Here is a 26,618-nt window from a genome sequence, read left to right on the forward strand (position 1 = left end):
TCGCGATGAGGCGTTCCAGATCCATGGCATTTCTGGCCGTTTTGGTGCTCACCTTCACCGGCCTGATCACCGGCGGGGGCACCGCGAACGCGGCCAACCTGCTCCTCAATCCCGGTTTCGAGGCGGGTTCGACCTCCGGCTGGTCCTGCGCGGCGGGCGCGGCCGTGAGCACACCGGTCCGTTCGGGCGGTTACGCCGTTTCGGTCACGCCCGGCTCGACGATCGGGAAATGCGCACAGACGGTATCCGTCCGGCCGAACACGACCTACGCGGTTTCGGCCTGGGTGAACGGGAACCCGGTGTACCTCGGCGTCACGGGCGGGCCGTCGACCTGGACCGCGGCGACCTCGTACACGCAGCTCTCGCTCTCGTTCACGACGTCGGCCACGCAGACGACGGCCGAGGTGTACGTCCACGGCTGGTACGGATCGGGCACCTTCTACGCGGACGACATCAGCCTCGACGGACCCGGCGGTGGCACTCCCGGCGCGCCGCCGGCCCCGGGAAACCCGGCCGTCGGCACGGTGACGAACTCGTCGATCGCGCTGTCGTGGGGCGCCTCGGCGGGGACGGTGACCGGCTATCGCGTGTACGAGGGCGGGACCGTGGTCGCGACGGTGACCGGGACTTCGGCGACGATTTCGGGGCTGACGGCCTGTTCGTCGCACAATTACTCGGTGGCCGCGTACAACAGCGCGGGCGAATCGCCGAAGACCACCGAGGTGGGCGCCACGACCTCCGGCTGCGTGGACACCGGCCTGCCGAAACACGCGCTGATCGGCTACCTGCACGCGAGTTTCGCCAACGGGTCCGGCTACACGCGGATGGCCGATGTCCCGGCGGCGTGGGACATCATCAACCTGGCCTTCGGTGAGCCGACTTCGGTGACCTCCGGCGACATCCGCTTCACGCGGTGCCCGGTCGCGGAATGCCCGACCGTGGAAAGCGACGCGGACTTCATCGCCGCGATCCGCGCGAAGCAGGCGCAGGGCAAGAAGGTGTTGATCTCCATCGGTGGCCAGAACGGCCAGGTCCAGCTGACCACGACCGCGGCGCGCGACGCGTTCGTCAGCTCGGTGTCCGCGATCATCGACCGGTACGGGCTGAACGGGCTCGACATCGACTTCGAGGGCCACTCGCTGTACCTCAACTCCGGCGACAACGATTTCCGCAATCCGACCACGCCGGTGATCGTCAATCTCATTTCGGCGTTGAAGACGCTGAAAGCCCGCTATGGCGCGGGATTCGTGCTGACGATGGCGCCGGAGACGTTCTTCGTGCAGACCGGATACCAGTACTACGGCGGCCTCGGCGGCGCCGACAACCGGACTGGTTCGTACCTGCCGGTGATCCACGCGATGCGGGACGCGCTGACCGTGCTGCACGTCCAGGACTACAACTCCGGACCGGTGATGGGCCTGGACAACCAGTACCACTTCATGGGCGGCGCGGATTTCCACATCGCGATGACCGACATGATCAAGGCGGGTTTCACGGTGTCGTCGACCGGATTCCGGTTCCCGGGGCTGCGGGAGGACCAGATCGCGTTCGGCCTGCCCGCCGCGGTGAGCGCGGGCAACGGGCACACCGCCCCGGCGGCGGTGCATTCGGCGCTGAACTGCCTGGTGAAGAACTCCGGATGTGGGTCGTATTCCTTGCGTGGCGGTGCTTCGCCGGCGCTGCGGGGGCTGATGACGTGGTCGATCAACTGGGACCGGTACTACGGATGGGAGTTCCAGAACGCCCATGAGCCGTTCCTGAACGCCTTGCCCTGATCCGCATTCAGAGGACTAAACGCGTCGCTTGTGGTCCCGCAAGTACGTGAAGGCCCCCTTCACTGCGCTAGACGCAGTGAAGGGGGCCTTCACGTACTCAGGGCTTGCAGGCGCCGCACCCGGATCCCAGCGAAGGACGCCCGCATTTCGTCCTCTGAATGCGATCCTTGCGCGTGCAACGATCGCATTCAGAGGACGAAATGCGGGCACAAGGGAGCGGGCCCGCACCGTGCAGCATCGGTGCGGGCCCGCAGTTCGGGGAGCAAAGGGACGTCAGAAGCCCGCGGTGATCCGCGTGAAGTCCCAGTCGTTCTGTGCGATACCACTGCAGTTCTCGGCGACCCCGCCGTTCGGGCAGCCCCGGTCCCGGTTGGCCGACCAGAACGCCAGCCTGGCGATCTTGTTGGTCTTCGACCAGTTCGTGATCCGGGTCCAGGTGTCGAGACTCGTCAGTTCCCGCTGGTCCGAAAGACCGTTCATCCCGCTGATGCCCAGGTGGGCGTACGCCGTGGCGTCGTTCCACCCGAAGGTCGACTTCAGCTTGTCCCGCAGACCGTTCGCGGCGTTGATCGTGTTGCCGTACATGTCCGCGCCGCCACCGAAGTCGAACGGCATGATCGTGTAGACGTCGATCCCGGCGTTCAGCGCCTTCGACTGGTCGATGAGCCGCTGGCCCCAGGAGTTCGGGCCGGTGGTCGTCGTGCCGAAGGTGAGAATGGTCTGGATACCGGGGTTGTTCGCCTTCACGATCTTCAGCGCGTTCAGCACGCGGTCCTGCACGGCCGCGTTCTCGAATTCATCGGTGTTCTCGATGTCGATGTCGATCGCCTTGAGACCGTAGGCGTCGATCACCTTCTGGTAAGCGCCGGCGAGCGCTTCCGGTGTCGAGCAGTTCGGGCCGAGCTTGTTGCCGCTCCACCCGCCGAAGGACGGCACGATCTGCCCGCCCGCGGCCTTGATCTGCGCGATCGCGTTCGCGTCGACGCCGCCCTGCAGCGGACGGCTGCCGTCCCAAGCGGGGTTGCAGCCACCGGACGACAGGATGAACGCCATCGTGAACCATTTGATCCCGGTCGCGTTCATCACCGTCTGCGGGTTCGGCGGGCTTCCCCAGCCCATGTACAGATACGGCGCGCCACGGCCGCCGGGCAGCGGCGGGTTGCTCGTGGTGGTCGTCGGGGAGGTCGACGTCGATGTCGTGGTCGTGCTGGTGGGCGTGGTCTGCGTCGTGGTCGGGCCGCCACCGCCCGGATCGCACGAGCCACCGTTGATCTTGCAGTTCGCCGGGGCGACGTAACCGCCGGAGTACTTGACGTTGAACCCGAAACTGGTGCTGCCACCGTTGGAAAGGTTGCCGTTCCAGGTGTTCTTCACCGTCACGTGCTGTCCGGAGACCGAGTAGCTGCCGTCCCACAGCGAAGCGATCGAGTGCCCGGCCGGGAGGTCGAATTCGACCGTCCAGGCGGGAAGGCTCGATCCCGAGTTGTTGCTGATCGTGTACTTGCCCTCCCAGCCGGAGCCCCAATCGGAGCCCTTGCTGAAGGCGGCACCGACGCCGCCGGCCGCGGAGGCCGGCGCGATCACGAGGACCGCGCCGGCCGTTGCGGCAGCGGCGGACAGGCCGATGGCCTGGATCCAAGTCCGCTTAGCCACAGTCAACCTCTCAGTTCAGGCCATTGCGCATGGCCGTGACCAGTTCACCGTTCGAGGTGTCGCCACTGAGCTCCCAGAAGAACGCGCCGCCGAGACCCTGGTTCTTGGTCCAGCCCATCTTTCCGTTGATGGTGGCGGGAGTGTCGTAGCTCCACCAGTTGTTGCCGCACTTCGCGTACGCGGTACCCGCGATCGTGCCGGTCGACGGGCAGCTGTTCTTGAGGATCTTGTAGTCCTCGATACCCGCCTCGTACGTGCCCGGCGCCGCACCGGTCGCGGTGCCGCCCGGGGCGTCCTGGGTGACGCCGGTCCAGCCTCGGCCGTAGAAACCGATACCCAGCAACAGTTTGCTCGCCGGGACACCCTTGGCCTTGAGCTTCTGGATGGCGTCGTCGGAGTTGAAGCCCTGCTGCGGGATGCCGGGGTAGGACGTCAGCGGCGAGTGCGGGGCCGTCGGGCCCTGCGCCGCCCAAGCGCCGAAGAAGTCGTACGTCATGACGTTGTACCAGTCGAAGTACGCCGAGGCGGGGCCGTAGTCGGCGGCGTCGATCTTGCCGCCGCTGCTGGCGTCCGCGGTGATCGCGGCGGTGACCAGGAACGAGGAGCCGAACTTGGTGCGCAGCGCCTGTGCCACGTTCTTGATCGCGGCGGGACCGCTGGTGTCACAGGTGAGACCGCAGGCGTTCGGGTACTCCCAGTCGATGTCGATGCCGTCGAAGACGTCGGCCCAGCGCGGGTCCTTGATCAGCTTGTAGCAGGATTCCGCGAAGGCGGTCGGGTTCTTCGACGCCTGGCCGAAGCCGCCGGACCAGGTCCAGCCACCGAACGACCACAGCACCTTCAGGCCCGGGTACATCTTCTTCAGCTTGCGCAGCTGGTTGAAGTTACCGCGCAGCGCGCCCGCGTCCCACGTGTCCGCGACACCGTCCACACTGGACCCGGCGTCGTAGAACTTGTCGTAGTCGGCGTAGGTGTCGTCGTTCGCCGTGCAGGAACCGTTGGTGACGTTGCCGAACGCGTAGTTGATATGCGTCAGCTTGGCCGCGGAACCGGAAGTGTGAATGTTCTTCACGTGGTAGTTACGGCCGTAGACGCCCCACTGCACGAAGTAGCCGAGGTTCTTCTTCGCGCCCGGGTTGGGGTTCGAAGTCGTGGTGGTGGTCGGCGGGTTGCTCGTGCTGGTCGACGTCGGGGGATTGGACGTCGTGGTGGTCGGTGTGGTCGGCGTCGTGGTCGGGTTGCCGCCACCCGGGTCGCAGGAACCGCCGTTGATCTTGCAGTTGGCGGGCGCGGTGTAGGTGCCGGAGTACTTGACGTTGAAGCCGAAGCTGGTCGAGCCACCGTTGGAAAGGTTGCCGTTCCAGGTGTTCTTGACGGTCACGTGCTGGCCGGAGACGGTGTAGCTGCCGTCCCACAGCGAAGCGATCGAGTGTCCCGCCGCGAGGTCGAACTCGAGAGTCCAGGAACTGAGGCTGGATCCCGAGTTGTTGGTGATCGTGTACTTGCCTTCCCAGCCGGACCCCCAGTCCGAGCCCTTGGTCAGGGTGGCTCCGACCCCGCCCGCCGCGTTCGCCGGGACGGTCACCAGACCGACCGCGAGCGCCGCGACGGCCGTGAACAGGCCGACCAGATGCCATCTTTTTCTCGACATTTCACTCCTTACAACCCGGTGCCGGGAAATGATCTTGGAGATGATTTCGTCAAAGGGAAATCGGCGACATCGCGTTGCCTCGGCCGAAACCGGGCAGGCGGGGATGAGTCTTCATCGACCACCTCCATGCGGAACGCTTTGTTGCGGGAGACGGTACGTGGTCTGGACCAATATGGGAAGCATCACTACGTAGAGTGGTGATTTTCCTGCTAACGGCCTAATACGTTCGACAGCGTTAATCGTTCACTGGTCCGCTGCCGTTCAGCGGCGGAACTCGTCCATTTCGCCGAGCCGGGCGATATTCGCGGATTCGTCGGGGTCGGGCAGGACGCCGGAAAGGAACACGTCGGTGATTTCGACGGCCACGTCGGGTGCGAGCCGCTTGAGGCTCAGTGCCAGCACGTTCGCGTCGTTCCACTTGCGCGCGCCCGCGGCGATCCAGGTGTCCCAGGCCAGCGCGGCGCGGACCCCGGGCACCTTGTTGGCCGCGATCGCCGTGCCCGTCCCGGTCCAGCACATCACCACGCCGAAATCGGCCTCACCGTCCGCGACCGCCCGGCCCACCGCCGCACCGAGTTCCGGCCAGACGTCCGACGCCGCCGGGCGCAGCACCTCGTGACCCGCCTCGGCGAGATACGCCTGGACGGCGTCCGTGGTGGCGTTCCGGTCGTCGGCGGCGAAGGCGATCCTCATGTCCGGATCGTAACGCCGCGTCGACAGGTGACGAACCCGAAGTCATGGGAGGATCTCGGCGTGGACTCGTCTGCGGAGGAGCACCAGGTCCAGCGTGACCAGGAGATCGCACGGACACGGATTCTCGAAACCGCCGCCCGCCTGATCGGCGAGGCAGGTTTCGCCCGGCTCAAGATCGGCATGATCTGCGCCAGGACCGGCTATCCCAGCGGCGTCGTCTACCAGTTGTTCGGCTCGAAGGAGACGCTGGTGCAGCGGCTCGTCGAGTTCGCGGCGGAGAAGTTCGCCGACGCCTTCAGCGCCGCCGTCGCCACGCGGACCGGCGGCCTGACACCCAGCCCGATGGACATGCTGCGCGCCCTGCTGGACATCTTCTTCGAGCTGCTCACCGACATGCCGCCGCTGAACCGCGCGTTCGTGGTGCTCTGGACGGACGCGACCGTCGGTGATCCGGCCGTGCGGTCGGCGATGACCGAGGCCGATCGGCGCTACCGGTTCGCCATCGCGCAGACCGTCGCCGCCGGACTCGCGGACAGGTCCATCACCGGCGTCCGCGACCCGGACGCGTACGCGGCAGCGCTGGTGGGGCAGCTGCGGGGGATCGCCGTGGCCTCGATCATCGATCCCGGCGGAATCGATCTGCGGGCGGTCCGCGCGGAGATGGAGTACGCCGTGGACCGGCTCGCCTAAACGGTTTTGGCCAGCTCGGCCGCGCCGAAGGAGACGTTGAACCGGTCGCACCAGATCGTCACGCTCGAATAGCGCGCCAGATCGGTGCCCGCCGGCAGCGTGTAGTTCTGGCTTCCCTTGTTGCCCTTGAGCTTCCCGGCGCTCACGTACGCGCCGTCGTCGAACACGGACCAGCCGTCCTTGCCGGGGAGCACCGGCGCGTCGGTGAGCCAGACCCGCAGATCCGGGCCGTTGCTCGTGTCGAGGTTTTCCAAGCGCAGCACCAGCGTTCCGTCGGCCGCGCGCAGGATCCGGACGTCACCGGTGGTCGCGTGCTCGTGGCTGATCAGCGTGCCGGTCGCCACGACCGTGGGCTCTTTCGGTGCGGGTGTGGCACTTCCGGTGGCTTGGGTGGTGGGCTGGGCCGTGGTTTCGGCCACGGGCAGCGCCTCCTGGACCGTCTCGTTCACCCAGAGCTTCCACGGCTGGAACCAGTAGAGACCCGCGGCCACCGCCACCACCAGTCCGGCCGCCACGACGGCGAGTACCCGCTTGCGTTTCATGCGTTCATTCAACCTCGCGCGGGGCGAAGAGTGCGGTTACCGAACTCTTACGGGTCACGTCTGGGTTTCGGTGGCTTGACCGGGTTCTCGCCGCTTGACACGATTGCCGATCTGAAAAGGGCATATCGGACGGAGGCCCCTCGATGGGTTCGGCGATGTTTTCGATCCTCCTGCCGATAGCGCTGGCGCTCGTCATGTTCGGGCTGGGGCTGACCCTGACCGTCGGCGACTTCACGCGGGTGCTGAAGTACCCGAAGGCCGCCGTCATCGCGCTGGTGTGCCAGATGATCGTGCTGCCCGTGATCTGTGTCGGCCTCATCGTGCTGTTCGGGCTGGAAGGCGTGCTCGCGGTCGGCATGATGCTGCTCGTCGCGTCGCCCGGTGGCACGTCGGCGAATCTGTTCAGTCACCTCGCGGGCGGCGACGTCGCCCTCAACGTCACGCTCACGGCGATCAACTCCGTACTGGCCGTGTTCACCCTGCCGCTGGTGGTCGGCCTGTCGATGGCCGAATTCCTCGACGGCGGCGCCTCGGTCGGGCTCCAGCCCGCGAAGTTCGTGCAGGTCTTCGCGATCGTGCTGATCCCGGTCGTGCTCGGGATGGCGGTGCGGCACCGGTTCACCGCCTGGGCCGAGCGGATGCGCAAACCGGTCAAGATCGGCTCCGCCGTGGTGCTCGTGCTGGTGATCGCGGCCGCGATCGCGCAGGAGTTCCGGACGCTGGTGGACAACATCGGCACGCTCGGGCCGGTGGCGCTGGCGCTTTCCGTGCTCAGCCTCGCGATCGGGTACTACGTGCCGCGGCTGTTCCGGGTGGACCGCGGGCAGGCGATCGCGTCCGCCATGGAGATCGGTGTGCACAACGCCACCCTCGCGATCGCCGTGGCGTTCTCCGTGCTCGGCGACAAGGCGATGGCCGTGCCCGCCGGGGTCTACGGCGTGCTCATGTTCCTGCCCGCCGGGATCGCGGCCTTCCTGTTGTCCCGCAGCCGGGAGAGCGCATCGGTCTGAGCTAGTTTTGGGAGTGTGGCTCGTTCCCCCATCGGTGACATCCTCGACGTGAACGGCGTCGCCGTCCATGTGCGCCAGGACGGCGCCGGGCCGCCGGTGGTGTTGCTGCACGGGTATTGCGGGTCGGTGCACTGGTTCGACCGGCTCACCCTCGGCCTGTCCTCGGCGCATCACGTGATCCGGGTGGATCTGCTGGGACACGGATGCACCGGTGGTTCGTCCGGGCTCGACGCGGTGTCGCAGGCGCGCATGGTCGCCGGTGTTCTCGATGAGCTGGGCGTCGAGGACGTTCTGGTCGCCGGTCACTCCTTCGGTGCGGATGTCGCCTTGGCGCTGGCCGAAATCTCGTCGCGGGTGGGTTCCGTGGTGTTGATCGGGCAGGCACCGGATTACAGCTACGCGTCCTTTCCGCCAGGCAGTTCGGTTCTGCTGCCGATGGCCAGCGCGCTCGTACGGCTCGTGGCTCACAGTCCGTGGGTGCGGTTCGCTTCGCGGTTCCGCCGAGCGGGCTGGTTCGACGATCCTTTGCAGGACTTGGCCGATCACGCGGTCACCGCGCCCGCGATGGCCCGGGTGGTACTCGTGGAACGCGCGCGACTGCTCGCATTTCGTCCTCTGGATGCGCAAGTGGCCGCCTTGGGGCTGCCGTGCCTGGTGATTCTCGGGCGCAGGGACCGCTTTTACGACTGTGACAAGACTTTCGCGCGCTACTCGGCGGTCGGGGCGCGGGTGGAGGTCGTCGAAGGCGCCGGGCATTCGCCGTTCTTGGAGCGGCCTGGCGAGGTCGCCCGGTTGCTTCGGGAGTTCAGCGGGTCGTGAGTGGCGTTTCGGGTTCTAACCCGAAACGCCACTCACGACCAACGCGCCCCAAGACCGGCTTGCCTTTACGCGCTTGCGTCCCCGATCGCCTGATCCAGCACCGCCAGCCCCTCCGCCAGCTCGTCTTCGGTGGCCGTCAGCGGCGGAGCGATCCGGAAGACCCCGCCCATCCCCGGCAACTGCACGATGTTCATGTGCAGCCCCAATTCGAGGCAGCGCCGCGTGACCAGCGCGCCCAGTTCGTCGGAGCTCCGTTTCGTGGCGCGGTCCACGACGAGTTCCACGCCGACCAGCAGGCCCCGCCCCCGGATGTCGCCGACGACGGGATGACGGGCGGCGAGGTCGTCGAGGCCGCGGCGGAGGAAGGCGCCCAGTTCGGTGGCGCGTTCGTCGAGGCGGTCGCGGGTGAGGACGTCGAGCACGGTGTTCCCGACGGCCGCCACCAGCGGGTCCGCGACATGCGTGGTGAAGAACAGATAGCCGCGGTCGTGCGCCTCCTGCTCGATCTCCGCGCTGGTGATCACGGCGGCCAGCGGGAGTCCGGCGCCCAGCGTCTTGGACAGCGTGAGGATGTCGGGGACGACGCCGTCGCGTTCGAAGGCGTACCAGTTTCCCGTGCGGCACAAGCCGGTCTGCGCCTCGTCGAGGATCAGCAGCATCCCGCGCTCCCGGCATTTCTCTTGCAGCGCGGCGAAATAGCCCACCGGCGGCTCGATGATCCCGCCGGAGCTCAGGATCGGTTCGACGATGCACGCCGCCAGACTGCCGACGGACTGGGCGTCGATCATCTCGAACGCGAAGTCCAGCTGGCGTTTCCAGTCCAGTTCCCCGTCCGGGCCGAGGAAGTCGGGCCGGTAGGAGTTCGGCGCGGGAATGGCGAAGTTGCCGGGCGCGGTCGGGCCGTAACCCTTGCGGCCCGCGCTGTAGGTCGCGTTCGCCGCCGCTTGCGTCATCCCGTGCCACGACCGGGCGAACGACACGATCTCGTGCTTCCCGGTCACCAGTTTCGCCATCCGGATCGCGGCCTCGTTGGACTCCGCGCCGGTGGTCAGCAGCAGCGCCTTTTCCAGCGGCGACGGCAAGGTTTCGGCCAGCCGTCGCGCGAGGTCGACGACGGGGCGGCTCAGCATCCCGCTGAACAGGTGGTCCAGCGAGCCGATCTGCCGCCGCACGGTCTCGACGATCTCCGGATGCGAATGCCCGAGGATCGCGCTCATCTGCCCGGACGTGAAGTCGAGGATCCGCCGCCCGGACTCGGTGAACAGGTAGCTCCCGGCGGCGTGGTCGATGATCTCGCGGGTGAAGTCGCCAGCTCCGGCGTAGCGCACGAGATGCCGGTCGGCGTCGGCCCAGAAACGGTCGGTGGTGGACAGGTCGGTGAGGGGAGCAGCCATGTTCCGACGGTAAGTCGGAGCCGAGCGACACGTCCAGCTCACAATTCCGGCTGTGCTGTTCGGCTGATCCGTACAACAATGGGTGCCATGCTCAATCCGTGGAGGCTCAGCCTGCTGAGCAGGCTCGACACGCTCGGCACCGTCCGCGCGGTCGCCAAGGCGGCCAACCTGAGCGCGTCGAGCGTGTCCCAGCAACTGGCGGTCCTCGAGGCCGAGACCCGCACGCGGCTGCTGGAACGCACCGGCCGCCGCGTCCGGTTGACCCCGGCCGGGCGCATGCTGGCCCGCCGCGCGCGAGCGATCCTCGACCACATGGACACCGTCGAGGCCGAGTTGCGCGGCCTCGGCGAGGGGCCCGCGGGGCACGTCCGCCTCGGCGCCTTCCAGAGCGCGATCCACACCATCGCCGTCCCCGCGGTGAACCGGCTGGCCCGGTCGCATCCGAGCCTCCAGATCGAACTGCTCGAACTCGAACCGCACGTCAGCATGCCCGCGCTCCGGGTCGGCGACGCCGACGTCATCGTCACGACCACGGATTTCGTCGAGCAACCGCTGGGGCCCGACATCGACCTGGTGCCGCTCGCGACCGACCCGATCGTGCTCGTCGTCCCGCCAGGCCATCCGGCCGCGGGCCGGGGTCCCGCCGACCTCGCCGCCTACGCGAGCGAGCCCTGGGCGTTCGACATCCCCCAGTCGTACATGGCGAACCTCGCGACCCGGCTCTGCCGCGAAGCCGGTTTCGAGCCGCGCGTGATCGCCCGGTTCAGCAACTACATGATGACCTTGCAGCACGTCGAGGCCGGGCTTTCGATCGCGCTCCTGCCCGGCCTCGCCGTCGACAAGCGGTACCGCGTCGCCACCCGCGAGCTCGCGACGCCGGTCGACCGCTCCATCACCGCGGCGATCAGGCGCGGGTCCGCGCCTCGCGCCGCGGTCGACCTGGTTCTCGAGGCGATCCGGAGTCATCCGGAACTGCCGCTGTGAACCCGTGCCGTCGCGCCACCAGCACCACGGCCAGCGTCGGCACGAGCAGCACCAGGACACTCCAGGGGAACGACCCGGCGCCGAAACCGTCGAGGAGGACGCCGCCGGCGATCCCGCCGCCCGCCATCGCCGCGTTCCACAGGGTGACCAGCATGGCCTGCGCGGTGTCCGCCGCGCCGCCCTTGTCACCCGCCCGCGCGGCGGCGGTCTGCAGCAGCGTCGGCACGCCGCCCCAGCCGAGCCCCCACAGTGTCGCCGCGACGTAGACCAAGACCGGATTCCCGCCCAGCAGAGCCAAAAGCGTCGCACCGAGCGCCACGAGCACGGTGCCCGCGACGGTCAGCGCCCGCAGCCGCCGGTCGATGTGGACGCCGACGAGCCAGATGCTGACCATCGAAGCCAGCCCGAACACCAGCAGGATCCGGTCGACCGCGCCGCCCATCGACACGTGTTCGAGGAAGGTGGCGATGTAGGTGTAGAGGATGTTGTGCGCCAGCACGAACGTCAGCGTCACGAACAGCACCGCGGCGACCCCGGGCACGGCGAGGGTCTTGCGCACCGGGAGCCTGCCGCTCTTGTCCTGTCCGGGGAAGTCGGGGACGCCCACCGCGATCCAGCCCAGCAGGCCGAGCGCGAGCACCGACATCAGCGAGAACGTCACCTGCCAGCCGAAGACGCCGCCCAGGAACGTGCCGGCGGGGATGCCGAGCGAAAGCGCGAGCGGGATACCGGTCATCACGACGGCGATCGCCTTGCCCTGCACCGCTTCCGGCGCCAGCCGCCGGGCATAACCGGCCAGCAGTGCCCAGACCACGCCCGCCGCGATCCCGGCGACGAACCGCGCGCCGAGGGTCAGGGGATAGTTCGTGGACAGCGCCGTGACCGTGTTGGCGACGGCGAACCCGGCCACTCCGGCCAGGAGCAAACGTTTGCGGCGCCAGCCCGCGGTCGCGGCGGACAGGGGGATCGCGGTCAGTGCGGTGCCGATCGCGTACACCGTCACCAGTTGCCCGGTCGCCGCTTCGCCGACGCCGAGCCCGGCGCTCATCGCGGGCAGCACGCCGGCGGGCAGCGCCTCGGTCAGGACGGTGACGAACGCCGCCGTGGTCAGCGCGAGCAGCGCGCCGAGCGGGAGTTTCGAAGTCATGCTCCGTATGCTCGAACCATCACATAGATGTGAAGGTCAAGTCGGCCGAAGTGAGGTGGCGCACATGCGGATCGGGGAGCTGGCGGAGCGGACGGGGACGTCGCGCCGTCTGCTGCGGTACTACGAGGAGCAGGGTCTCATCATCTCGGAACGGCTGGCGAACGGCTACCGCGACTACGCCGAGCCGTCGGTCGACCGGGTCATCCAGGTGCGCGGCCTGCTCGACGCCGGGCTGCCCACCAGGATCATCAAGCAGATCCTGCCGTGCCTGGACAAACCCCGGCAGATCTACTTCCCGGACGCGACCGCGGAGATGCTCCAGACCCTGGAGGCCGAGCGGGACCGGATGACCCGGCGGGCCGAATGCCTGCTCCGCAACCGGGACGCCATCACCGAGTACCTCGACGCCGTGCGCGCCTACGATCCCGCTTCCTGAGCCGGAGGGACTTTCCTCGCATCGGTCTTGACAGGGTGAGAAAGCGCTTTCAGGATGTGGTCAGGAAAGCGCTTTCAAAGGAGAACGGATGACCACGCGGAAACTCGGCGTCGTGATGAACGGCGTCACCGGGCGGATGGGCTATCGGCAGCACCTGGTGCGCTCGGTCCTGGCGATCAGGGAGGCCGGCGGGGTCGAGCTGGCCGACGGTTCGCGGGTCCAGCTGGAGCCGGTCCTGGTGGGGCGCAACGCGGACAAGCTCGAAGAGATCGCCACCCGGCACGGGCTGACCCGCTGGACCACCGACCTCGACGCCGCGCTCGGCGACGACGACCTCCCGCTCTACTTCGACGCGCAGCTGACCGCGGTCCGCGAGAAGTCGATCGTCCGCGCCATCGACGCGGGCAAGCACATCTACACCGAGAAGCCGGTGGCCGAATCGGTCGAAGGCGCCCTCGCGCTGGCGCGGCACGCCGAGGCGGCCGGGGTCAAGAACGGCGTCGTCCACGACAAGCTGTACCTGCCCGGTCTGCTCAAGCTGAAGCGCCTGATCGACAGCGGTTTCTTCGGCCAGATCCTCTCCGTGCGCGGCGAGTTCGGCTACTGGGTCTTCGAGGGCGACTGGCAGGCCGCGCAGCGCCCCAGCTGGAACTACCGCGCCGAAGACGGCGGCGGCATCGTCGTCGACATGTTCTGCCACTGGAACTACGTGCTGGAGAACCTCTTCGGCGCCGTCAACGCCGTGACCGCGAAGGCCGTCACCCACATCCCGGAGCGTGTCGACGAGAAGGGCGACCGGTACGCGGCCACGGCCGACGACTCCGCGTACGCGATCTTCGAGCTCGAAGGCGGGGTCATCGCCCAGCTCAACTCGTCCTGGTGCGTGCGGGTCCACCGCGACGAACTGGTGGAGTTCCAGGTCGACGGCACCAAGGGTAGCGCGGTCGCCGGTCTGCACAAATGCGTCATCCAGCCGAGGGAGGCCACGCCGAAGCCGGTGTGGAACCCGGACCTGGCGGAAACGCGGTCCTATCGGTCGCAGTGGCAGGAAGTGCCGGACAACGAGGACTTCGGCAACGGTTTCCGCGCGCAGTGGGAGCAGTTCATCCGCCACGTCGTGGACGACGCCCCGCACCCCTACGACTTCATGGCGGGGGTGCGCGGCATCAGGCTCGCGGAAGCCGGCCTCGAGTCCTCACGCGAGGGCCGCCGGATCTCGCTGGGCTAACGCCCGAAGACCGCGCTCGGATCCTCGGCGATCAGCACCGAGATCTCCCGGATCTTGCGGTTCGTGTGCTGCGACGCCTCGGTGAGCCAGCGAAAGGCCTCATCGGCGTTCAGCTCCAGACGTGCCATCACGATTCCCTTCGCGGTGGCGATGGCGTCCCTGGTCTCCAACGCGGCGACCAGGGTCTCCGCCTGCCGTTCGGCGGCGGCCCAGCGGGACGCGGTCAGGATGATCGCCGAGATCGCCGAGGTGAACATCGCGACCAGGGCCGCCTCCACCGGATCGAAGGCGTTCTCCTCGAAGCTCCAGACGTTGAGCGCGCCGGACAGCGGCTCGGACGCCCGCCGCCTGAAGTGCGACTCGTCCGGGACGAACAACGGGCAGGCCAGCGCGGTCCGCACGCCGAGCAGTTCGGCGGTGGCGGCGAAATCCGGCCAGCGTTCGGCCGCGTCGGCGTCCAGCAGGGTCCGCACGATCGTGCCGCTCTCGGCGGCTTTCAGACACGGGCCCTCGTCCGCGCTGTACTGCGCCTTGTCCAGGGGGAGCAGGGACTCGTCGGTGGCGGCGACGGTGCTCGGCTCGCCGTCGGAGTACAGCGTCACCGTGGCCGCGTCCGCTCCGGGCAGCAGGCCGACCACCTTCTTCGCCACCCGTTCCAGCAACTCGTCACGGGGCTCGTCGAGCCGCATCGACTCCGTGAGCTCCCGCAACGCCGAAGCGGTGTCGCGAAACTGATCCATCGTGGCCCTTTCCCTCGGACGGCGGATTTCGCCGTCCACCAAGAACGTACTCGTTCCGGCTAGCCGGGCATTGGCCGATTCGGGCTAACCCGGGGCCGGTGGCCCGCCGGTTCGGTGGTCATCAGGCCTTCGCCGTGCGTGAGACCGGGCAGCTGCTGCTCGAACCGGGCGACCTCGCCCAGCGGCAGCACCCCCGTCAGCTCGGCCCGGTCACCGCGCACCACCGAACCGGTGACGAGCCCGCCGCATTCGACCAGCCTGGAGAGCGTCGCGGTCACCGAGTCCGCGGGCAGTTCCACCTCGACGCGGCTGACCGGTTCGAGCACCTCGGTCCCCGCGTCCCGCAGCGCTTCTTCCAGCACGAACGGGGTGACCTTGCGGAAGTCGCCCGCCGCGCTGACCGGGCTGAAGTACCCGGTGTGGGTGACGGTCACCACGCAGTCGATCACCTCCCGGCCGGACGGGCCCCGCCGCAGTGTCGCGTCGACGGTCTCCTCGATGGCCTTGTGGAACGCGAGCGGGAGGGAGCCGAGTTCGACGTCGAGGCCGAAGGTCAGGCCGGATCCGGGGGCGCCCGGGCCGACCCGTAGGCCGACCGTCGCGAAAAAGGGATTCCGCTTCTCCGTGATGAGCCACACCGCGTGCCCCGTGCCGATCGGCCGTTCGACGCACACCGGCCGGGTGAGGCTGAAGCCGACGTCGAGGCCGTGTTCAGTGGCGAGTGTGTCCGCGATGATCTCCTTCTGCACTTCGCCGTAGAGCCGCACCGAGATCTTGCGGGTCTCGTCGTCCTGCCGGACGGTGATCAGCGGATCCTGTTCCGCCAGCTCCTGCAGTGCGGTGAACACCGACGCCGTCTCGGCGGGGTCGGCCGGGACGACCTCGGTTTCCAAGGCGGGCGGGGGAAACTGTGGGGACACACCGTCGTCTTCGGGGACGCCGAGGAGGTCGCCGATCCGGATCTCCTTGAGCCCGGTGATCTTGGCGATCTGCCCGGCCCTCGCGCGGGCCTCGACGGTCTCGTCGCCGAGTTCGAAGACGCGCACCGCGCTCACCTTCGCCTCCGCCGTGACCGCCCCGCCAGGGCGATGGAACCGGACGTGGTCCCGCGCGCCGATCTCGCCGGAGAACACGCGGACATAGGCGATCTTCTCGTGCGCGCGGCCGCGTTCGATCTTGAACACGGCGGCGCGCAATCGATCGTCCGGCGCGGATTTTCCAGCACCGCCAAGGAATTCACGGATACCCGAAGTCAGTTCGGCGATCCCTTCGCCGCTGCGTGCGGAGCCGAAGTAGACAGGGGAGACCGCGCCGAGCCTGATCTGGCGGACGACCTCGGCCCGGTAATCGTCGGCCGTCACGGCGTCTTCGAGATACGCGGCGAGGAAGGCGTCGCTGTGCTCGGCGAGCTGCTCGGCCTGCTCCGCCGACGGCGAGAGCGGCCGGACCTTCGCGGTCGCCGTGCCGAGGCCGTCGACCTCCGACATCGACACGCAGGCGACGTCGAGGCGTTCGGCGAGGTCGGCCAGGAGGCCGTCGTGGCGGGCGCCCGCCCGGTCGATCTTGTTGACGAAGATCAGCACGGGGATCCGCAGCCGCTTGAGCGCGCGCATGAGCACCCTGGTCTGCGCCTGCACGCCCTCGACGGCGGACACGACGAGGACGACGCCGTCGAGCACCCGCAGCGCGCGTTCGACCTCGGCGATGAAGTCCGGGTGGCCCGGGGTGTCGATCAGGTTGACGCGCAGGTCGCCGACGCGGAAGGACACGACGGCCGAGCGGATGGTGATGCCGCGACGGCGTTCCAGCTCCATCGTGTCGGTGCGGGTGTCCCCGGCGTCGACGCGGCCGAGGGTGCCGATGGCGCCGGTGTGATGGAGCAGGCGCTCCGTCAGGCTCGTCTTACCGGCGTCGACATGGGCGAGGATTCCGAGGTTCAGGTACTTCATGGATGAACGGCTCCAGGGCTGTCGAAAGGTCCATACGGCTCGGGGACTCGACAGCTCGGCGCACGCCGTTCTCCTTCTTTCCGGGAAAGCACCTGGTCGGGCCGGACGTTAGCAGCGTGTTTCCGGCCGGTCACGCGATTTAGCCCCGGCCGTTGACTTGCGGCGCCCCATGGGTTGTAATTCTTGAACATTTCAGCGCAAGAACATGACAAGAGTCAGGAAGATTCCGCTCAGTCCCCTCCCGGAACAGAGGAATGTCATGCGAACGAGGCGCCTTCTGACGTACGCCGCCCTGTCCCTTCTCCTGGCCCCACCCGCCGTGGCCGCGAGCGAAGCCCCGACGGCTTTCGCGGCCGCCGAAGCGGCCGACGCGACCTACACCGCCAGCAGTCAGCTGCCCGGTTACGCCGTCTCGAACGTCGGCGACGGGAACCAGGCCACCTACTGGGAAAGCACGAACAACCAGTTCCCGCAATGGATCCAGGCCGATCTCGGCGCGGCCACGAACGTCGCCCGGCTCGTGCTCAAACTGCCTTCCGGCTGGGAAGCCCGCACCCAGACGTTCTCGGTGCAGGGCAGCGGGAACGGCGCGAGCTTCAGTGATCTCGTCCCGTCGGCGGGCCACCGGTTCGATCCGGCGACGGGCAACACCGTCACCCTCGACGTCACCGGGAACACCCGGTTCGTGCGGCTGAACATCACCGCCAACACCGGCTGGCCGGCGGCCCAGCTCTCGGAGTTCGAAGTGCACGGCCCGGCTGGCGGGGACACGCAGCCGCCGTCCGCGCCAGGGAACCTCGCCTACACCGAACCGTCGAGCGGCAAGATCCGGCTCACGTGGTCGGCCTCGACCGACAACACGGGGGTCGCGGGCTACGACGTGTACGCCAACGGGCAGCTGCGAGGCAGTGTCGGCGGTGACGTCCTGACCTACACCGACGACCAGCCGGACAGCGCGACCGTCGCGTATTCCGTGCGGGCCCGCGACGCGGCGGGGAACCAGTCGCCGAGCAGCGGCACGGTGACCAGGACGGGTACGCGCGCCGGCACGAATCTCGCGCTGGGCAAGCCGATCACGGCGTCTTCGGTGCAGCATTCCTACGTCGCGGCCAACGCCAACGACGACTCCGTGACCACCTATTGGGAGGGGGCGGCGTATCCGAACCTGCTGACCGTGGCGCTGGGATCCAACGGCGACCTCGACCGTGTCGTGGTCAAGCTCAACCCGGATCCGGCGTGGGCCCAGCGCACGCAGACGATCGCGGTCGAAGGGCGTGACCAGGGGGCGACCGCGTTCACCACGCTGGTGCCCGCGCAGACGTATACGTTCACCCCGTCGAGCGGCAACACCGTGACGATCCCGGTGAGTGGCCGCGCCGCCGACGTCCGGCTGCGGATCACCGCCAACTCCGGTGCGCCCGGCGGTCAGGCCGCGGAATTCCAGGTTTTCGGTGTCCCAGCCCCGAATCCCGACCTCACGGTGTCGGGTGTCTCGTGGTCGCCGGCGAATCCGGTGGAGACCGACGCGATCACGGTGTCGGCGACCGTCCGCAACGCCGGGACCGCGGCGTCGAGCGCGACGAACGTGAACCTCTACCTGGGCACGGCGAAGGTCGGCACGGCACCGGTCGGCGCGCTCGCCGCGGGAGCGTCGGCGACGGTCTCGGCGGATATCGGCACCCGGGAAGCGGGTAGTCACCAAGTCATCGCGAAGGTCGACGAGACCAACGCCGTCGTCGAGCAGGACGAGGCCAACAACTCCTACACCGGCTCGACGGCGCTCGTCGTCAGCCCTGTCCAGAGTTCCGACCTCGTCGCGGCCACCGCCTGGTCGCCGAACAACCCGACGGCGGGCGGCACCGTGACCTTCTCCACGGCGGTGCGCAACCAGGGCACGGTCGCTTCGGCGGGTGGCGCGCACGGCGTCACGGTGACGATCACCGATCAGAGCGGCGCCGTCGTCAAGACGCTCAGCGGCTCGTACTCCGGCGCGATCGCCGCCGGGGCCACCGCGCCGCCGGTGAACGTGGGCACCTGGACGGCCGGGAACGGCCGGTACACGGTCAAGACCGTCGTCGCGAACGACGCCAACGAGGTGCCCGCCAAACAGGGCAACAACACGAGCACACAAGCGTTGTTCGTCGGCCGCGGCGCGAACATGCCCTACGACATGTACGAGGCCGAAGACGGCGTGATCGCGGGCGGCGCGTCCGTGATCGGTCCGAACCGCAAGATCGGCGATCTCGCGGGGGAGGCGTCGGGCCGCAAGGCGGTGACGCTGAACTCGACCGGGGCCTCGGTCGAGTTCACCACCCGCGCGGCCACGAACACCCTGGTGACCCGGTTCTCGATGCCGGACGCCGCGGGTGGCGGCGGGCAGAACTCGACGCTGAACGTCTACGTCGACGGCACGTTCCTGAAGGCCATCGACCTGACTTCGCGCCATGCGTGGCTTTACGGCCCTGAGGCTTTTCCGCAGAACTCACCGGGAGCCGGTCCCGCTCGGCACATCTACGACGAGGCCAGCATGCTTCTCGGCACGACCGTTCCCGCCGGGCACAAGATCAAGCTGCAGAAGGACGCCGGCAACGGCTTGAACTACGCGATCGACTTCGTGAACTTCGAGCTGGCCACGGCGGCCGCGAACCCCGACCCGGCGCGCTACGCCGTCCCGGCCGGGTTCACCCAGAAGGATGTGCAGGCCGCGCTGGACAAGGTGCGCCAGGATCCGAACCTCACCGGCGTCTTCCTGCCGCCGGGGCAGTATCCGGTGACGAACAAGCTCACCGTCTACGGCAAGCCGGTCACGGTGCTCGGCGCCGGTCCGTGGTTCACGAAGTTCACCGCGCCAGCCGGGCAGGAGAACACCGACATCGGGTTCGACGCGCAGGCGAGCGCGAGCGGTTCGACGTTCCGCGGATTCGCCGTGTTCGGGAACTACACGTCCCGGATCGACGGGCCAGGCAAGGTCTTCAACTTCACGAACGTCACGAACATGACCATCGACGACATCTGGGTGGAGCACCAGATGTGCCTGCTGTGGGCGACCAATGTGGACAACACGACGGTGAAGAACTCGCGGATCCGCGACATGTTCGCCGACGGCGTCAACTTCACCAACGGCAGCACGGGAAACCGGGTGACCGACAACGAAGCCCGCTCCACCGGTGACGACAGTTTCGCGCTGTTCGCCGCCACGGACCTCAACGCGGGCAACCAGTACGACAACGTGTTCGAGAATCTGACCGTGCTGCTTCCGTGGCGCGCGGCCGGGCTGGCGGTGTACGGCGGGTACGGCAACACCTTCCGGAATCTGTACATCGCGGACACGTTGACGTACTCGGGGATCACGATCAGCTCGCTCGATTTCGGCTATCCGTTCCTCGGCTTCGGCCCGCAGCCGACGACCGTCCAGAACGTCTCACTGGTCCGCACCGGTGGTCATTTCTGGGGGCAGCAGACGTTCCCCGCGATCTGGATGTTCTCCGCCTCCAAGGAGTTCCGGGGTATCCGAGTGTCCGATGTGGACATACAAAGCCCGACGTACAGCGGCATCATGTTCCAGACCAAGTACTCCGGAAGCCGTCCGGAGAACCCGGTCGAGGACACGGTGCTGACGAACGTGTCGATCACCGGAGCGCACCGCAGCGGTGACGAGTTCGACGCGAAGTCGGGGATCGGGATCTGGGTCAACGAGCTGCCGGAACCGGGCCAGGGCCCGGCCGTCGGCTCGGCGACGTTCTCCGGACTCACCCTGAGCGACAACGCCGAAGACATCCGGAACACGACGAGCACGTTCACCATCAACCGCAGCTGAGTGCCCCAGCGCGTGAAGGCCTCCTTCCCTCGGCTCAGCCGAGGGAAGGAGGCCTTCACGCGCCACCGGCGGAACCGCCCGTTGCTGAAGTGCGGAATCCGTGCTTCACTCCTTTCCATGCCGTACCGACGGACTCCGAAGACGCAGGCCAGACTGGACTCGCAGCGAGGCGAGATCCTGGCCGCGGCCATCGCACTGCTGGCCGAGACCGGCTACGCGGGCTGCTCCATGGCCGCGGTCGCCACGCGGGCGGGTGTGGGCACCGGCAGCGTGTACCGGCAGTTCCCGTCCAAGGCCGACCTCGTCGTCGAGGTCTTCCGCGAGGTCGTCTCGCGGGAGGTCGACGCCGTCGAGGCCGCCGCTTCCCAAGGCGACGTCCGCGAGCGGGTGGTCGCCGTGATCGAGACCTTCGCCGGGCGGGCGTTGAAGGCGCCGAGGCTGGCGTACGCGTTGCTCGCCGAGCCGGTCGACGCCGTGGTGGAGGCCGAGCGCCTGGTCTTCCGTCGCGCGTTCCGCGAGGTCATCGCCAGGAACATCGCCGACGGCGTGAAGCGGGGGCTGCTGCCGGCGCAGGACGCGGAGGCGACTGCCGCGGCACTGGTCGGCGCGGGCGCGGAGATGCTGGTCGGCCCGTTGGCGGGGGAGAGCGGTCCGGACACGATCCCGCACCTGGTCACCTTCACCCTTCGCGCGCTGGGAGGCTCCGATGGCGTTTGAGACGCTCACGTATCGCGTCCAAGACCGGAAGGCCTACCTGACCCTGAACCGCCCCGAGCGGCTCAACGCGATCAACGACGTCATGCCCGGCGAGATCCGGCAGGCCGTGGAACTGGCGAACGAGGACGACGCCGTCCGGGTGATCGTGGTGCGCGGCGAAGGCCGGTCGTTCTGTGCCGGCTACGACCTCAAGCAGTTCGCCGAGGGCGACGCCGAAGGCCGCTGGAACCAGGGCCCGGTCTGGGATCCGATCAAGGACTACCGGGTGATGAAACGCAACACCGACGACTTCTTCAGCCTGTGGCGGTCGCTGAAACCCACCGTCTGTCAGGTGCAAGGGCACGCGATCGCCGGCGGCAGCGACATCGCGCTGTCGTGCGACGTGCTGATCATGGCGACCGACGCCCGCATCGGCTATCCGCCCGCCCGCGTCTGGGGCTGCCCGACGACCGCGATGTGGGTCTACCGCGTCGGGGCGCAGCGCGCGAAGCGGATGCTGCTCACCGGCGACACCATCGACGGCGCCACCGCGGCGGAATGGGGACTCGCACTCGAGGCGGTGGAACCCGAAAGGCTCGAAACCGCCGTCGAGGAACTGGCCGACCGGATGGCCGGGGTGCCGACGAACCAGCTGGTGATGCAGAAGCTGATGATCAACCAGGCCTACGACAACATGGGCCTTTCCGGCACCCAGACACTCGCGACGCTGTTCGACGGCATCACCCGGCACAGCCCGGAAGGCCGCTGGTTCCGCGAGTTCGCCGAACGCGATGGTTTCCACGAGGCGGTGGCCTACCGGGATTCCGGACAGGTCATCCCGGACGGCGGCGGACCGCTGCCGGAGCACACGGATCCAAGGAGGTCGTCATGACCGCGAACACCGAAAGCGAACGGGTCGCCGAGCGTCTGCAGCGCTCCTCCGCGCGGCACTCCTACGACCCGGACGTCGACGTCGACTGGCAGGCACCGTTGGTCGACGGCGCGTACGGCAAGGCGCCGGAGCGCTGTTCCTTGTACGGCACGGCGTTGTGGGACCGGCTCGACGACGGGCAGCGCGCCGAACTGAGCCGTCAGGAGGCCGCGGCCGCCGCCGCGTCGGGCATCTGGTTCGAGCTGATCCTCATGCAGGGCCTCGTCCGGCACGTCTACAACAGCGACCCGACGACCCACAACGCGCAGTACGCACTCACCGAGATCGCCGACGAATGCCGTCACAGCACCATGTTCGCCCGCTCGATCGAGAAGAGCGGCGGTGTCGTCCGGCGTCCGAGCCGCACGGCGCACCGCGCGGGCAAGGTGTTCGGCGCGATCTGCGGTCCGGCGTTGCTGTTCGCCGGCGCCATCTACGTCGAAGAACTCGCCGACGGCATGCAACGCGAGATGATGCGTGACGACAGCCTGCAGCCGATGATCCGGATGATCTCCCGCATCCACGTGATCGAAGAGGCACGCCACATCAGCTTCGCCAAGGACGAACTGGGCCGGGCCTGGGCCCGTCATGGTCGCGTCGGCCGCGAACTGATCCGCTGGGCGATCGCCGGGATGGCCTACGTCGCGACGTCGGAGCTGTTGCACCCCAAGGCATACACCTCCGTCGGCCTCGACCCGCGCGAAGCCCGCCAGGTCGCCACCGCGAACCCGCACTGGCGCCGGACCAAGGCGGCGTGGGCGGCCAAGGCCGTCGACTACTTCACCGAGATCGGCCTCATCGGCGGCCCGAGCCGACGGCTCTGGCGCCGCGCCGGCGTCCTCGACTGAACGAACAGAAAGGCAACTCCATGTCCGCACGCACCGGCAAGCTCCTCGGCCTCGGCATCGCCGCGACCGGGCTCGCCCACTTCGCCGCTCCGGCCGCTTTCGAACCCGTGACGAAGATGGCGTTCGCCGACGACGTCCGCAACTGGACCTACCGCAACGGCGCCACCGAACTCGCCATCGGCCTGGCGATCGCGGCCCGCCCCACGCGGAAGGCCGGTGTCGCCGGACTGGCCGTCTACGCCGGATGGCTGGGCAAGCGGGTCCTCACCCGGCGCTGAGGCAGAACCGGCACGCCTCGCGGACCGAGGCGTGCCGGTGCCCGGTGATCAGGAGCCGGTCTGCTGCCTGATCCAGCTCAGGTGCTGGGCGATGCCGGTGTAGAGGGTGCTGGTGGCGCATTCGCCGCCGTTGTCGCCGGGGCCGTGGGTCTCGCCGACCAGCGTCCAGCGCCCGGTGGTGCCGACGACCGCCGGTCCGCCGGAATCACCGTGGCAGGCGGAATGCCCGCGATCACCGGAGATGCAGACATCACCGGAACCGCCACCGCCGGCGTAACAGGAGCTGCTGGGAAGCACCCGGAGGTCGATCTGGCGCAGCGTGGTCGGAGTGCTGCAGCTCGGCCAGCTGGTGCATCCCCAGCCGAGGAGACGCACGGTGGTGTTCGGCGCCGGATTGCTCGTGGCCATCGCGACCGGGGTGGCGCGAACGGCCGTGGACAGGTGCATGAGGGTGAGGTCGGTGCCCGGCTTGTTGACCCGGCGGTCGATCCTGCCGACTTCACCGCCGGAGTACTTGTTCGTCGAGCCGATCCGGCCCTGCGACGCGCCGCCGCAGTGGGTGGCCGTCACGATCCATTGAGGCGCGACGAGGCTGCCGCCGCAACCGTTGTTGAGCGAGACCATGAAACTGTAGGTCTCCGTGGCGGTGCCCCCGCCGATGATCGAGGGCTGGACGCCCGAATCCGTTTGGGCCTGTGCGATCCCGGGCGTGGACACCGCGAGTGCCGCCGCCAGGAACCCGAGAGCGATTGAAGCGATTTTCCGCATGGTTGCTCACCTTCGGGCGGCCGAGCCGCCTGGTGGTCGTAGGAGGAACGAGGGCGATGCCGGCCGCCCAAATGTTTCCCGCGACGGGAGAGCCGGAATACCTTCCTAGGTAGTAAGACGAAAGTCGCGGATCGTTCCGGCTGCACCCAGGCGCGCGGAACCCCGTTCTGCCTCCGCGTTTCCGCCACTGGCGGGCTTTCGCGATGGAAAGCCCGGAATGTTCACGGTCCGGACAAGGATCCATCGAATAATGCTTTGGAATGGTTTCTCCGAATTGTCCGAAAGATCAGGGACATTCTCGAAAGGTGCGCACTTAAAGATTATGTGCGAAGTGCTTTATCGAGGTCGTCCGGCTCGACGCCGAGTTCGGCGCGAGCGATGTCCGGGTCGAGGACCATGGCGGTGGCGTGCAGTTCACTCCATTGCGCCGGGTCGAAACCGAGCGTGAATCCTTGGCGGCGTTGGCGGATCCCCGCCCAGCGGAGCAGCAGTTCGACGGCGCGGGGATGCAGTTTCCAGATGCGTTTCGGAGGGCGGCCGTTCGCGGTCGCGAGACGCGTGAAGAGATCTGCCCACGGGAGATTCGCCGTGACGAGCGGGTAGTTCCCGTTCGCGCGACGTTCCAAGGCGGCGACTGCCGCTCGCGCGGCCTGGGTGACGGTCACGACCGCGGTGGTGCCGGGGTACACGAAGATGTTCGCATCACCGAAGGACATGCTGCGCAGCATGGGTTCGAGAGGTGATTGCCTGCCAGGAGTCGTGCCCGCCACGTATGGAAGTTCGAGAATCGCCACCGAGGTTTCCGCGGTGACGGCGGCGCGGGCGCGCTCGGCTTGGTCGATTCTGCTCGAGATATACGGACTGCGTTCGGCCAACCGGAGCTTCGGCTGTTCGCGCTGGAGGGTGGCGTAGAAACTGCCGAGGATGACGGCGCGGTCGGTCTGCGCCCGGCAGCCGGCGGCGAGCAACCTGGCGACCGGTGCGACATTGGCATCGTGGAAGAACGCGGCGATGTCGGCGCCGCGCGGTGCGGCGACGGCGGCGGCCGATGCGACGACGATGCCCTGATGACCGGCGACGATCGCATCGAGTCGTTCCTCGGACAGGTCGGTGAGGTCCCCGAGTCGAACTGTCACCGCGTCGGGAAGGTGCGTGGATGGCGTGCGGACCAGCACCGTGACGTCGTGCCCGCGTGCCAGCAGTTCGCGCACGACGTGCTGTCCGATGAAACCGCTTCCGCCTGTTACCAGGACCTTCATAGGCCTTCCTTTCATCAGGTGAACCCGAGAACGATCTGGGCCAGCAAAGCCGACGTGAAGAACGAACCGGCGAAAACGAGAAGCGTCACGACGACCGCGCGCCAGCTCATGGTCCGCAGGATCCTCAGCTGCCGGACGGTCACGCACAGACCGACGCAGCTGAGCACTGCGGTCGCCAGCGTCAGCAGGTCGACGGCGGACAGGACGCGCACCATGGTCGCCGACCACGGCAGTCCCGGAACGGTCAGCGCGGCACCGACGAGCGCCGCCCACAGCACGGTCGGCACGAACCGGCCGGTCCGGTCGCCGAGTATCCGCACCCCGAAGGCGAGGGCCAACAGCAAGAGCATTCCCGGCGCCGCATGCCATCCCGCGGTGACGAGCAGAAGCACGGTCACGGCCAAGCCGGTCACCAGCCGAGAGGGCACGACCGTCGCCGCCGGCTCGGCGGTGTCCCCGGAGACCAGCCGATTCCGTACGGCGGTGGGGGAACGGTACAGCCGTTCCAGCACCGGAAGGACGATGAAAGCACCCAGCAGCACAGTGGTGATGTAGGTCAGCACGTCACTGGCCGTCGCCAGCGCGACGATGTCGTCCTGGGGCAGGTCGCGGGAGCCGTGCGCGAGCGAACCCGCGCAAGAGATCGTCATGCCCCCGCTGCCGACCCCGCAGGCCATCGCCAGCGCCGTCGAACTGAACAGCGGAATCGCCGAGCCGATGCCCGCGAGTGCCGAGAAGAACAGGGACCCGAAGAGCGTGCCGCTGATGTAAGTGGCGAGAACACCGGAACCCTCCGGGCCGGAGATGCCGTACCGCTCGGTCACCAGGGCGATGCTGGGTTCGCGGCCGATGGAGAACGTGGCGCCGATACTCGCGCGGCCGAAGCCGAGCAGTAAGGCCGCAGGGAAGGCCAGCAGCGCCGTTCCCGCCTTGCCGAGGCTCTGCACGAGGATCGCCGGTCCGGCCTCGACGATCGTGGGGAGCGCCGTACCCAGGACCACTCCGGCTCGCACCACGAACACCACCGTCAGCAATTGCAGGAGCTGTCCGGCGCAGGACCAGATCGGTGCGGCCGCCTCCGGACGCCGCCAGGACAGCGACAGGTTGAGGGCGACCGTGATCACGAAGGCGAAGAAAAGCGGAAGCAGGACGAGCGCGAACGAGCCGATCCGTAGTTCCAGCGCGCCCGCGTACTCAGTTCCCACAGTGACCAGCGCGCACAACGCGGTCACCCCGACGGCGACCGCCGTCCCGGCGTTCGATGATCTGGCCATGGCCGTCGTCCCCCTCCCGGAACCACCATGTCCGAT

General features: G+C 68.2%; 23 protein-coding genes. 12 read left to right on the forward strand and 11 right to left on the reverse strand.

What is annotated here, in order from left to right; translation table 11 throughout:
• Positions 1-5 precede the first annotated feature (5 nt).
• A complete protein-coding gene (locus ED92_RS22175) occupies positions 6-1,775 on the forward strand; it encodes a chitinase (protein WP_037341617.1) in 1,770 nt (589 codons plus the stop codon).
• 273 nt (positions 1,776-2,048) lie between these two features.
• Here ED92_RS22175 and ED92_RS22180 read toward each other — a convergent pair whose 3' ends face one another.
• The 3 genes from ED92_RS22180 to ED92_RS22190 form a co-directional block, all read right to left on the reverse strand.
• Complete coding sequence (locus ED92_RS22180) at positions 2,049-3,401, reverse strand: cellulose binding domain-containing protein (RefSeq protein WP_369797431.1); 1,353 nt, start codon at positions 3,399-3,401, stop codon at positions 2,049-2,051.
• Positions 3,402-3,438: 37 nt separating this feature from the next.
• Positions 3,439-5,079, reverse strand: a complete 1,641-nt coding sequence (locus ED92_RS22185; RefSeq protein WP_037341623.1) for a glycosyl hydrolase family 18 protein — start codon at positions 5,077-5,079, stop codon at positions 3,439-3,441.
• Between the two features lie 261 nt (positions 5,080-5,340).
• Positions 5,341-5,772, reverse strand: a complete 432-nt coding sequence (locus ED92_RS22190) for an RpiB/LacA/LacB family sugar-phosphate isomerase (RefSeq protein ID WP_037341626.1) — start codon at positions 5,770-5,772, stop codon at positions 5,341-5,343.
• Positions 5,773-5,832: 60 nt separating this feature from the next.
• Here ED92_RS22190 and ED92_RS22195 point away from each other — a divergent pair, with 60 nt between their 5' ends.
• Positions 5,833-6,462, forward strand: coding sequence for a TetR/AcrR family transcriptional regulator (locus tag ED92_RS22195; protein ID WP_037341637.1), 630 nt, complete (start codon positions 5,833-5,835; stop codon positions 6,460-6,462).
• On the opposite strand, the gene ED92_RS22200 is transcribed toward ED92_RS22195, so the two are convergent.
• Complete coding sequence (locus ED92_RS22200) at positions 6,459-7,004, reverse strand: DM13 domain-containing protein (RefSeq protein ID WP_037341640.1); 546 nt, start codon at positions 7,002-7,004, stop codon at positions 6,459-6,461. The genes ED92_RS22195 and ED92_RS22200 overlap by 4 nt on opposite strands.
• 143 nt (positions 7,005-7,147) lie before the next feature.
• On the opposite strand from ED92_RS22200, the gene ED92_RS22205 reads away from it, so the two are divergent.
• Both ED92_RS22205 and ED92_RS22210 read left to right on the forward strand, forming a co-directional pair.
• Positions 7,148-8,014, forward strand: coding sequence for a bile acid:sodium symporter family protein (locus tag ED92_RS22205; RefSeq protein WP_037341643.1), 867 nt, complete (start codon positions 7,148-7,150; stop codon positions 8,012-8,014).
• A gap of 48 nt (positions 8,015-8,062) precedes the next feature.
• On the forward strand, positions 8,063-8,833 hold the full coding sequence (locus ED92_RS22210) for an alpha/beta fold hydrolase (protein ID WP_235213345.1): 771 nt from the start codon (positions 8,063-8,065) through the stop codon (positions 8,831-8,833).
• Between the two features lie 65 nt (positions 8,834-8,898).
• Here ED92_RS22210 and ED92_RS22215 read toward each other — a convergent pair whose 3' ends face one another.
• Positions 8,899-10,227: an aspartate aminotransferase family protein gene (locus tag ED92_RS22215; protein WP_037341647.1), complete on the reverse strand. Its 1,329-nt coding sequence runs from the start codon at positions 10,225-10,227 to the stop codon at positions 8,899-8,901.
• A gap of 87 nt (positions 10,228-10,314) precedes the next feature.
• On the opposite strand from ED92_RS22215, the gene ED92_RS22220 reads away from it, so the two are divergent.
• Positions 10,315-11,211 (forward strand): LysR family transcriptional regulator, encoded by an 897-nt coding sequence (locus tag ED92_RS22220; RefSeq protein ID WP_037341651.1) that lies wholly within the window; start codon positions 10,315-10,317, stop codon positions 11,209-11,211.
• Here the strand turns inward: ED92_RS22220 and ED92_RS22225 are convergent.
• Entirely contained in the window at positions 11,132-12,358 is a 1,227-nt protein-coding gene (locus ED92_RS22225; RefSeq protein ID WP_037341655.1) for an MFS transporter, read from the reverse strand. The two genes, ED92_RS22220 and ED92_RS22225, sit on opposite strands and share 80 nt — an antisense overlap.
• A gap of 64 nt (positions 12,359-12,422) precedes the next feature.
• Here ED92_RS22225 and ED92_RS22230 point away from each other — a divergent pair, with 64 nt between their 5' ends.
• Together ED92_RS22230 and ED92_RS22235 are read left to right on the forward strand one after the other, a co-directional pair.
• Positions 12,423-12,794, forward strand: coding sequence for a MerR family transcriptional regulator (locus ED92_RS22230; RefSeq protein WP_037342533.1), 372 nt, complete (start codon positions 12,423-12,425; stop codon positions 12,792-12,794).
• A gap of 88 nt (positions 12,795-12,882) precedes the next feature.
• Entirely contained in the window at positions 12,883-14,022 is a 1,140-nt protein-coding gene (locus ED92_RS22235; protein WP_037341658.1) for a Gfo/Idh/MocA family protein, read from the forward strand.
• Here ED92_RS22235 and ED92_RS22240 read toward each other — a convergent pair.
• Both ED92_RS22240 and ED92_RS22245 read right to left on the reverse strand, forming a co-directional pair.
• Entirely contained in the window at positions 14,019-14,762 is a 744-nt protein-coding gene (locus ED92_RS22240; protein WP_037341660.1) for a GAF and ANTAR domain-containing protein, read from the reverse strand. The genes ED92_RS22235 and ED92_RS22240 overlap by 4 nt on opposite strands.
• A gap of 59 nt (positions 14,763-14,821) precedes the next feature.
• A complete protein-coding gene (locus ED92_RS22245; RefSeq protein ID WP_037341661.1) occupies positions 14,822-16,711 on the reverse strand; it encodes a translation factor GTPase family protein in 1,890 nt (629 codons plus the stop codon).
• A gap of 259 nt (positions 16,712-16,970) precedes the next feature.
• Between ED92_RS22245 and ED92_RS22250 the strand changes: the two genes are divergently transcribed.
• The 5 genes from ED92_RS22250 to ED92_RS22270 all read left to right on the forward strand — a co-directional run bounded on the left by ED92_RS22250 (position 16,971) and on the right by ED92_RS22270 (position 23,281).
• Positions 16,971-20,528 (forward strand): discoidin domain-containing protein, encoded by a 3,558-nt coding sequence (locus tag ED92_RS22250; RefSeq protein ID WP_037341662.1) that lies wholly within the window; start codon positions 16,971-16,973, stop codon positions 20,526-20,528.
• 117 nt (positions 20,529-20,645) lie between these two features.
• Positions 20,646-21,245, forward strand: coding sequence for a TetR/AcrR family transcriptional regulator (locus ED92_RS22255; RefSeq protein ID WP_037341663.1), 600 nt, complete (start codon positions 20,646-20,648; stop codon positions 21,243-21,245).
• Entirely contained in the window at positions 21,235-22,116 is an 882-nt protein-coding gene (locus tag ED92_RS22260; protein ID WP_037341664.1) for a crotonase/enoyl-CoA hydratase family protein, read from the forward strand. Before ED92_RS22255 ends, ED92_RS22260 begins: the two co-directional genes overlap by 11 nt.
• Positions 22,113-23,003: a diiron oxygenase gene (locus tag ED92_RS22265; RefSeq protein WP_037341665.1), complete on the forward strand. Its 891-nt coding sequence runs from the start codon at positions 22,113-22,115 to the stop codon at positions 23,001-23,003. The genes ED92_RS22260 and ED92_RS22265 overlap by 4 nt, the downstream gene beginning before the upstream one ends.
• Before the next feature lie 20 nt (positions 23,004-23,023).
• Positions 23,024-23,281, forward strand: coding sequence for a hypothetical protein (locus ED92_RS22270; protein ID WP_037341666.1), 258 nt, complete (start codon positions 23,024-23,026; stop codon positions 23,279-23,281).
• Positions 23,282-23,329: 48 nt separating this feature from the next.
• Here the strand turns inward: ED92_RS22270 and ED92_RS22275 are convergent, their stop codons facing one another.
• From ED92_RS22275 to ED92_RS22285, 3 genes are all read right to left on the reverse strand, one after another.
• Positions 23,330-24,049 carry a trypsin-like serine protease gene (locus ED92_RS22275; protein WP_037341667.1) on the reverse strand — a complete coding sequence of 240 codons (720 nt, stop codon included), beginning with the start codon at positions 24,047-24,049 and terminating at the stop codon, positions 23,330-23,332.
• 320 nt (positions 24,050-24,369) lie between these two features.
• The gene (locus tag ED92_RS22280) at positions 24,370-25,308 is read right to left on the reverse strand and encodes an NAD(P)-dependent oxidoreductase (RefSeq protein WP_037341669.1); all 939 of its coding nucleotides are present in this window, start codon (positions 25,306-25,308) and stop codon (positions 24,370-24,372) included.
• Positions 25,309-25,322: 14 nt separating this feature from the next.
• The gene (locus ED92_RS22285; protein WP_037341671.1) at positions 25,323-26,582 is read right to left on the reverse strand and encodes a DUF3100 domain-containing protein; all 1,260 of its coding nucleotides are present in this window, start codon (positions 26,580-26,582) and stop codon (positions 25,323-25,325) included.
• Positions 26,583-26,618: the final 36 nt, after the last annotated feature.

This window comes from Amycolatopsis sp. MJM2582 (assembly GCF_000754115.1).
GTDB lineage: Bacteria > Actinomycetota > Actinomycetes > Mycobacteriales > Pseudonocardiaceae > Amycolatopsis > Amycolatopsis japonica.